Annotated in this window: 6 protein-coding genes; 2 read left to right on the top strand and 4 right to left on the bottom strand. The window is 73.1% G+C overall.

Features of this window, described 5'->3' with window-relative positions; all coding sequences use genetic code 11:
- Positions 1–173: 173 nt before the first annotated feature.
- From ACWGDE_RS32850 to ACWGDE_RS32835, 4 genes are all read right to left on the bottom strand, one after another.
- Positions 174–1,313, bottom strand: a complete 1,140-nt coding sequence (locus tag ACWGDE_RS32850) for an alpha/beta hydrolase family protein (RefSeq protein ID WP_453392695.1) — start codon at positions 1,311–1,313, stop codon at positions 174–176.
- 122 nt (positions 1,314–1,435) lie between these two features.
- The gene (locus ACWGDE_RS32845; RefSeq protein ID WP_453392693.1) at positions 1,436–2,380 is read right to left on the bottom strand and encodes a D-alanyl-D-alanine carboxypeptidase family protein; all 945 of its coding nucleotides are present in this window, start codon (positions 2,378–2,380) and stop codon (positions 1,436–1,438) included.
- A 73-nt stretch (positions 2,381–2,453) separates the two neighbouring features.
- Positions 2,454–4,646: an FUSC family protein gene (locus ACWGDE_RS32840; protein WP_453392692.1), complete on the bottom strand. Its 2,193-nt coding sequence runs from the start codon at positions 4,644–4,646 to the stop codon at positions 2,454–2,456.
- 124 nt (positions 4,647–4,770) lie between these two features.
- The gene (locus tag ACWGDE_RS32835; protein ID WP_453392694.1) at positions 4,771–5,679 is read right to left on the bottom strand and encodes a GlxA family transcriptional regulator; all 909 of its coding nucleotides are present in this window, start codon (positions 5,677–5,679) and stop codon (positions 4,771–4,773) included.
- A 138-nt stretch (positions 5,680–5,817) separates the two neighbouring features.
- On the opposite strand from ACWGDE_RS32835, the gene ACWGDE_RS32830 reads away from it, so the two are divergent.
- Positions 5,818–6,537 (top strand): MBL fold metallo-hydrolase, encoded by a 720-nt coding sequence (locus tag ACWGDE_RS32830; RefSeq protein WP_453392691.1) that lies wholly within the window; start codon positions 5,818–5,820, stop codon positions 6,535–6,537.
- Positions 6,538–6,787: 250 nt separating this feature from the next.
- The coding region (locus ACWGDE_RS32825) for a discoidin domain-containing protein (protein ID WP_453392690.1) at positions 6,788–8,229 on the top strand (1,442 nt) is incomplete at its 3' end.

The following is an 8,229-nucleotide window of genomic DNA, read 5'->3' as shown; positions in this document are numbered from 1 at the left end:
ACTTAAATTATTACCTCGTGCGCATGGTTCTTTGTGGTTTATTGGAAGGGGTCCCCGTCCTCGTCGGCCATTGGGGCCACTTCAGAGTTGCACATCGCTCGGGCTCGCGCAACCGAAGGGTTGCACGAGCCCGAGCGATGTGGACGAGCCCCGATCCGTCCTCCCGTACGACGTCAGCCGCGAGTCCAGCGGAAGCCGACCTCCGGGTAGCGCGGGGACGGGCGGTCCAGGAGGGTGGACGGCCGACCCTTCAGGAACCGGTCGAAGCAGAGGCGGGTGTACGTGCGGATCAGCTCCGCCGAGCGGTCGGGCGCCATGGTCCCGAGCAGTTCGGCGTACAGGTCGGCGGGCCAGGACTCCGCCAAGCCGCCCGGCACGGCGAAGTGCGGCAGGTCGGTGAAGGTCAGGTGCCCGGTGCCGTCCGCCCGCAGCTGGCGGCCCCAGCCGCGCTGGTGCTCGCGCCAGCGGCGCCAGGTGTCGTGGTCCTCCAGGGCGGTGAGCAGCAGGTAGGGCTTGTCCAGCCCGAGGTCGGCCACCGGCGAGCCGAACAGGGCGCTGTCGAGGCCGACCCCCACGGCGAAGCGGTCGTCCACCCGCAGGAGTTCGGCGGCGGCGGCCCCGCCCATGGAGTGCCCGACGACGCCGATCCTGCGCAGGTCCGCGCGGGGCGAGTGCCGCCGGCGGGTCAGGGTCGTGGCCACGAAGCGGAGGTCGCCCACCCGGGTGGCTGTCTCGAGCCGTTCCTGGCGGTCCCAGTCGTCGGACTCCTCGGGCAGGACGCTGCGGGCCACCCGGCCGTCGGGGAACTCCACCACCGCCGCGTCGTAGGTGTGGTCGACGGCCGCGACCAGGTACCCGTAGGAGGCGAGCTCCTCGGCCAGGACGGTGCAGTTGCTCCGCCCGCCCTTGCGCCCGTGCCCGAGGAGCACCAGCGGCAGCGCCCCCGGCAGGGCGGGTGCGCCGGTCCGGGCGTGCGGGCGTACGGCCGCCAGGGTCCCCGGCTTGAGCGGCAGGCCCGATTCCAGCGCGGCGGCGACCCCGCTCGTGGTGTACGGGGCCCGTCGGTGGCCCGCCGTGGTGAGCGCCGGGTACCAGAGCTGGACCATGAGTTCGCGCGGCCTGCGGTCCGGTGCGAGCGGATCGTCGCGGTCGTGGTCGACCAGGTGCAGGTCGACGGTGCCCACCGGCCGCCCCGAGGAGGGGGCGGGGAGGCCGATGACCCGCTCGGCGGCTCGTACGGGAGCGGAGGGCAGGGCGATCGCCGCCCCCGCGCTCAGTCCGGCGGCGACCAGGAGGGACCTGCGCGTGACCATCTGCACCCCAAGGGGACGGTGTACGGCGGCATCTGACGAGCGCTCACCCTAGAAGGTCTGGACCATTCTGCCTAGACGGCAGGGCGCCGGGCGCAACGCACTCGGACAGGCGGGCGGCCGGCTCAGTCGAGGCCGTCCGGGATCGGCCCGGCCGTGCTGCGCTGCGGCGCGGTCTTCGAGCCCGGGGCCGGGCCGAGGGCCCAGTCGGAGAGCTTCATCGCGTCCGCGTAGCGCTCCTCGTCGTTCAGCAGAACGCCGATGACCGTCTTGCCGTCGCGGGTCACCGAGAAGACGAGGCACTTGCCCGCGGTGGTGCCGGTGCCGGTCTTGACTCCGAGCGCACCCGGGTACGCGTACCCGGCCGGGCGTGGCCGGATCAGCAGGTTGCTGTTGGTCCACTGGGCGTCGGTGGAGGTGCCGCCGCTGCTGACCGACGTGGCCTTCACGACCGTCCGGAACGTGCTCCTGTCCATCGCGTACTTGGTGAGCTTCGCGAGGTCGCGCGGGGTGGTGAGGTTCTTGCCGCCCGGCGAGATGCCGTCGAACGAGTCGTAGGCGGTGTTGGTCATGCCCAGCTTCTTCGCCGTGGCGTTCATCCTCGCGATGAAGTCCGCCGTGCGGGCCGCGGTGCTCCTGCCCGCGCCGAAGGAGTCCGCGAGCGCGTACGCCGCGTCGCAGCCCGACGGCAGCATCAGCGCGTACAGCAGCTGGCGGACCGTGGGAGCGGCCCCCGGCTTGAGGCGGGCCGAGCTTGCACCCTCCCGGACGACGTAGTCCGCGTACTCCTGCTTGACGATCACCTTCCTGCCGAGGTCGAGGCCCGGCGAGGTGATCACCACGAGGGCGGTCATGATCTTCGTGGTACTGGCCGTCCGGCGTTTCGTGTCGGGCGCCTTGGCGGTCAGCGTGGCGCCCGTGGCGCCGTCCATCAGGAAGGCCCCCGAAGCGGTGACCGGCGGTGCGGCGGGGGCGGCGGCCCGGGCCTGCGCGGTCGGGGTGAGGAGGGCTCCGGTGACGATGGTTACGGCGAGTGCGCCGAGTGCGCGGCGCAGCAAAGTGGATGGCAAGTCGGTTCCCGTGGTGGCTGAAGAGTCAGCGAAAGGGGTGCGGACACCTCGGTGCCGGCACCCCTTCGGGAGCTTACGCAGCCGGGAGCGGGGTCTCGTTCGCCCCGAGCAGGGCCACGTCGGAGGCCAGGGAGTCCAGCCAGGCCATCGCGGCGAAGTACGCCGCGGGCGCGGAGGCGGGCTCGGGGCGGTGCGACGCGGGTACGGGGCCCGGCGGTACGGGGCCCGGCGGCACGGGGCCCGGCGGTACGGGGATCGGCGGTGCAGGGGAGTGCGGCGCAGCGGCCGCGCCGATCGGGTCGGCGGAGCCGGTCGGTTCGGGGGAGTGCGGCGGTCCCAGGAGGCCGGCCGCGCGGCGCATGTCCGCCGCCACCAGGGCCCCGTACTCCCTGACCGAGGCCTCCTCGTGCGGACCGGGCGGCGGTCCGGACCGCGAGCCGAGGAGCCGCAGGCCGCCCCACAGCACCCGGTGGCCGGCCATCATCGCGGCCTGCCAGTCGCGGCCCGGCCCGGCCGGGTGCTGACGTTCGGCCTGGTACTGGGCGAACGCGGTCTCCGACATGATCAGCGCGTGCCGCACCCGCCCGGCGGCGCCCTCGGCGTCCCCGGCTCCGCTGCGCCCGACGGCGGCCGTGACCGCCTCGACGTCGTCGGCGGCGGCACGCAGCAACTCCGAGACGGCGCGCCGCAGTTCGTCGTGGGCCCCGCGCGGCCAGGCCAGCAGCCCGCACACGGTTCCGATCGCGCTGCCGATCAGTACGTCCAGCAACCGGACCTCGGCCAGCTGCCAGGTGACGGGCGCCAGTTGGGCGAACGCCATCGCGATGACCAGGGTGAACATCGCCTGCGCCCAGCCCACTCCGCGCCCGCCGACGCAGAAGGCGACCAGCATCAGGGGCGGCAGCACGATCTCGTACAGGACGCTCGACTCCCCGGCCAGCGCGAGGATCCCGCCCGCGGCGAGCGCTCCCACGCACGTGCCGATCAGGGCCAGGCGGACGGTGGCCCGCGTCTGGACGGCGGTCGTGCGGGTCAGGCTGAGCACCGCGAGCATCGCCCAGAATCCGTGCGGCAGCGAGACGAGACCGGCGACGGCGCGGGCCACGGCGAGGGCCAGGCCGAGCCGGACGGCGTTCTGGAACAGCACCGACCTCGGTCCGGTGTGCCCGTGGAGCCGGATCCACCAGAGCCGCGCCGTGCTCGGGCGGGCGTACCAGAACCGGTCGGGCGGCGCGTCCACGACGGCCGCGCGCCCCCGCACGGCGATCTCGGCCGCCCCGCGCAGGACGAGCGCGGCGTCCGCCAGTTCCACCAGGGTGGCGCGGCGCAGACCCGCCCCGGGCTCCGGCGCGGAGGCCCCCGCGAGGGAGGCCCGCAACTTCCGCAGGCCCAGGTCACCCGCGATCGGCGGACGGCCCTCCCCGAGCAGGGCCGCGGTCCCGGCCGCCGACTCCCGTACGGCCCCTACGAGGTCCAGCCCGGCCGGATCGGCCCGTCGGCCCGGTGCCGGCGGCGGCAGGGTCCGGAGGCAGGTCAGCAGGGTCCGGGCCGCGAGCCCCGCGTGGGCCAGCGCGCGTTCGCGCAGACCGGGCCCGGCCGGCCGCTCCGCCTCCGGGGTCCGGGAGGGGCGCAGGGCCTGGGCGGTCTCCGCGGCCCTGGCGTCCTCGGCGGCGGTGAGCGCGTACGGCGGCCGCTCCAAGGCGGCGGCGCACCGGGCGGCTTCGTCGGCGGCTTCGCGGGTCCGGTCCCGGTAGCGGGGGACGGGCGGGTCGGGCAGCACGTACCGCTCGGCGAGGATCAGCAGCAGGATCCCGGCGACGGTCCCGGCCAGCCGGGGGCCGAGGTCGGCCGGGGCGTACGGCGGGAAGCTGGGCAGGATGTACAGCAACTGCAGGCCGGGCGCCGCGCCCGCCTGACGGGGTCCGGCCACCGAGCCGAAGGCCACGCAGAAGCCGATGACGAGCATGCCGGCCACGGCGGACCAGGTCCGGACGGCGAGCAAGGTGCCCACGGCCACGAGGACGCAGGCGACGGGGAGCAACCGGACGATGAACGCGGCCCGCTGGCGACCGGTGCCCGGAATCCGCGACAGCCCGGACAGTGCGACGGCCGCGAAGAGCGCGTACGTGGCGTCGGCGGGCTGGTGCAGCCCGTGCAGGAAACCGTAGAAGCCGGCGCAGGCGGCCAGGGTGACCCGGACGGCCCGCCGCGCGGCCGCCGGCAGGGGGCCGGTGCCCGACCGCAGCTCCACGAGGGCGCGCACCACCGTTCCAGCGTCCCACGCACGGCCCGGGCCGACCTGCGGAGCCGGCCGGGACGGCCCGGCGCGGTCCTCGGGCCGTGCTCGTCAAGCGTGCTCACCGGAAGGCGCGCTCACCGGCACGTGCTAGTCAGGGCGTGCTCGTGAAGGAGCGCCGGTAGGAGCGGGGCGGTACTCCGCGGCGCCGGACGAACTGTTCGCGCAGGACGGCCGCGCTCCCGTAGCCGACCCTGCGGGCGATCTCCTCGACGGGCAGGTCCGTGGTCTCCAGGAGTTCCTCGGCGCCGCTCAGCCGCAGGTTCCGCAGCCAGGCGTGCGGGGTGGTGCCGGTCGCGGCGGTGAACCGGCGGGCGAAGGAGCGTTTGCTCATCACGGCGCGCCGGGCCAGTTCCGCGACGGGCAGCGGCTCGTGGAGGTGCGCGCGGGCCCAGGCGAGCACCTCGGAGAGCCGCTCGTCCTCGCAGTCCTCGGGGACGGGGGCGGCCAGGTACTGGGCCTGTCCGCCGTCGCGGTGCGAGGGCAGCACCATGTCCCGGGCGACGGCGTTGGCCATCGCGGCTCCGTGTTCCCGCCGCAGCAGGTGCAGGCACAGGTCGAAGCCGGCGGCGGCTCCGGCGCCCGTGATGATCCGGCCCTCGTCGATGTACAGGGCGTCGGGCTCGACGGTGACGTCCGGGTGCCGGCCGGCCAGCAGCTCGGCGAACCGCCAGTGGGTGGTGGCCCGTCGGCCGTCGAGCAGGCCGGCTTCGGCGAGCGCGAACGTGCCCACGCAGTGGGCCGCGACCAGCGCGCCGCCCTCGTACGCGGCCGCCAGCGCGTCGAGTACGTCGGGACCGGGCGGCGTACGGAAGCCGGACCCGGGCAGGGCGATCACCAGGTCGGCGGTGGCCAGCCGGCCGAGGCCGTGCTCGATCGCGAGCGGTACGCCGATGTCGGTGGGGACCGGCCCGGGACGGTCGGCGCACAGGGCGAAGTCGAAGCCGGGAACCCCCTGCCCGTGCGGGCCGAACACCTCGGTGACGATGCCCACGGCGAGCATGCCGACACCGGGCGGGACGTAGGCGGCGACGGTCTTGAAGGGCGGCACGGGAGCAGTCTGACACGATGGCACTAATCCTGCGATCACTGGCAGGTGTGCCACTCGTGAGCGACCGGACGGCGCAGCAGGATTACAGCCATGACGAACACGACGCAGAACACCGCGACCGACACCGCGACCGACACCGCGACCGACACCGCGACCAACACGGCGACGAACACCGCGAACACCGCGAACGCGACGGCGGTCACCGCACCGGAACTCCGAGCGGACGCCCCCCTCGGCCGCAGCGCCGTCTTCACGATCCTGACCACCGGTTACGTCGGCTCCACCGGCCCCGGAGTCGCCGCCACCGTCTCGTACGTCTCCGACGGCGGCCGGCACGTGATATTCGACCCGGGCATGGTGGCCAGCCGCGACGACATCCTCGGCCCGCTCGCGGAACTGGGGCTCGGCCCCGACGACATCACCGACGTGGTGCTCAGTCACCACCACCCGGACAACACCATGAACGTGGGCTTGTTCGGCAAGGCCCGGGTCCACGACCACAAGGTCGAGTACCAGGGCGACCAGTGGGAGAACAGGGACGCGGAGGGCTACGAACTCACCCCCTCGCTGCGCCTGATCCGCACGCCGGGACACAGCCCCGAGGACATCACCTTGCTCGCGGGAACGGACACGGGCGTGGTGGCGTTCGCCGGAGACCTGTGGTGGCACTCGGCCGGCCCGGCCGACGACCCGGTGGCCCCGGACCGTGAAGTCCTGCGCGCCTCGCGGCGGCGGGTGCTGGCCGCGGCGGACCTGATCGTGCCCGGTCACGGAGCCGCGTTCGAGGCCGACGGCAACGTGCCGCTGTAGCCGGACAGGCCGTGCCCGGCAGGTTGCCTTTGGGAATGTCAGGACATGTCCGCCCAGAGCGTCTTATGGGTGGTGGCGGGGATGTCCGGACATGTCCGGTCAACGCTACAACTTGGCCTCAAGTGTTCTTTATTTCTGGCGAGTTCTTGCTGTTCTGACCTATGTTCTGGTGCGTATAAGTTCGTTTCAGGAGGTCAGATTGCAGTCCAGGCGCTTCCTCGCCTATTCCCGCGTGCTACGCCGATCACGGGTGCTCATAGCATTCGGTCTCGGCGCGGTACTGCTCGGCGCTACGCCGTGGCTCGGGATCGCGAACCCTGCCGTGGGTGCACCGGCTCCCACTCCCACGCCGGTGGCCGGCGACGGTAAGGCGGCGGTCCAGTCTCCGCACCACGGCATCGCGCCGGCGAACGCGATGGAGCCCCAGGCTCCGATGCTCGACCGGACCGGTTGGACGGCCACGGCGAGCGACGAGGAGACCGTCACCGAGAACGGCCGCGCGGCCAACGTGCTCGACGGCAACGTCAACACTCTTTGGCACAGCGTGTGGACTGCTCCGGCCAAGCCGCTGCCGCACAGCATCACCATCGACATGCACAAGACGGGCATAGTCTCCGCGCTCGTCTACGTTCCGCGCCCCCCGGCGTGGGCCAACGGGCGCATCGGCGAGTACAGCATCAGCGTCAGCACGGACGGGCAGGACTGGGGCACCCCGGTCGCCACCGGCACGCTCGCGGACGACACCGCCACCAAGACGCTCGGGTTCGCTCCCACGGGAGCCCGGTTCGTCCGGCTGACGGCGCTCACGGAGGCCGGCAACCGCGGCCCGTGGACCGCCGTGGCCGAGCTCAACCTGCTCGGTGACCCCGGTACGCCGGCGGCCGCCCCCAACCTGCCCCGGACCGGATGGACGGTCGCGGCCAGCGACGAGGAGCTCGTCGCCGAGAACGGCAAGGCCTCCAACGTGCTGGACGGCAACGTCGCGACCCCCTGGCACTCGAAGTACGCCAACGGTCTCGTTCCGTTCCCGCACACCATCACCATCGACATGCACAAGACGGAAGACGTCTCGGCTCTCGTCTACCTGCCCCGTCCCGGTGGGGGCAACGGTGTTGCCGGTGCGTACTCCGTCAGCGTCAGCACGGACGGCACCACCTTCGGTCTGCCGGTGTCCGTGGGTACCTGGAAGGACGACGACAAGGCCAAGACCGCGGCGTTCACCCACATCGAGAGCGTCCGCTTCGTCCGCCTGACTGTGACCTCCGAGGCCGGCAACCGCGGCCCGTGGACCGCCGCGGCCGAGCTCAACCTGCTCGGCGAACCCGGCACCCCGGCGGCCCTCGTCGACCTGTCCCGGGCCGGATGGACCGTCGCGGCGAGCGACGAGGAGGTCGTCGCCGAGAACGGCAAGGCCTCCAACGTGCTGGACGGCGACCCCAAGACCCCCTGGCACTCGAAGTACGCCAATGGTCTCGTTCCGTTCCCGCACAGCATCACCATCGACATGCACAAGACGGAAGACGTCTCGGCTCTCCTCTACCAGCCCCGTCCCGGTGGGGGCAACGGTGTTGCCGGTGCGTACTCCGTCAGCACCAGTACGGACGGCACCAACTTCGGTTCGCCGGTGTCCGTGGGTACCTGGAAGGACGACGACACGGTCAAGACCGCAGGGTTCGTCCGTACCGGCAAGGT

Source organism: Streptomyces sp. NPDC054956, from assembly GCF_053609185.1.
The sequence above is the reverse complement of the archived record's forward strand: the minus strand, read 5'-3'. Positions and strand labels throughout refer to the sequence as shown.

Excerpts from the sequence above, each read along its gene's own strand:
- ACWGDE_RS32850 (WP_453392695.1), bottom strand. The coding sequence starts at position 1,313 with ATGGTCACGCGCAGGTCCCTCCTGGTCGCCGCCGGACTGAGCGCGGGG.
- ACWGDE_RS32835 (WP_453392694.1), bottom strand. The coding sequence starts at position 5,679 with ATGCTCGCCGTGGGCATCGTCACCGAGGTGTTCGGCCCGCACGGGCAG.
- ACWGDE_RS32830 (WP_453392691.1), top strand. The coding sequence starts at position 5,818 with ATGACGAACACGACGCAGAACACCGCGACCGACACCGCGACCGACACC.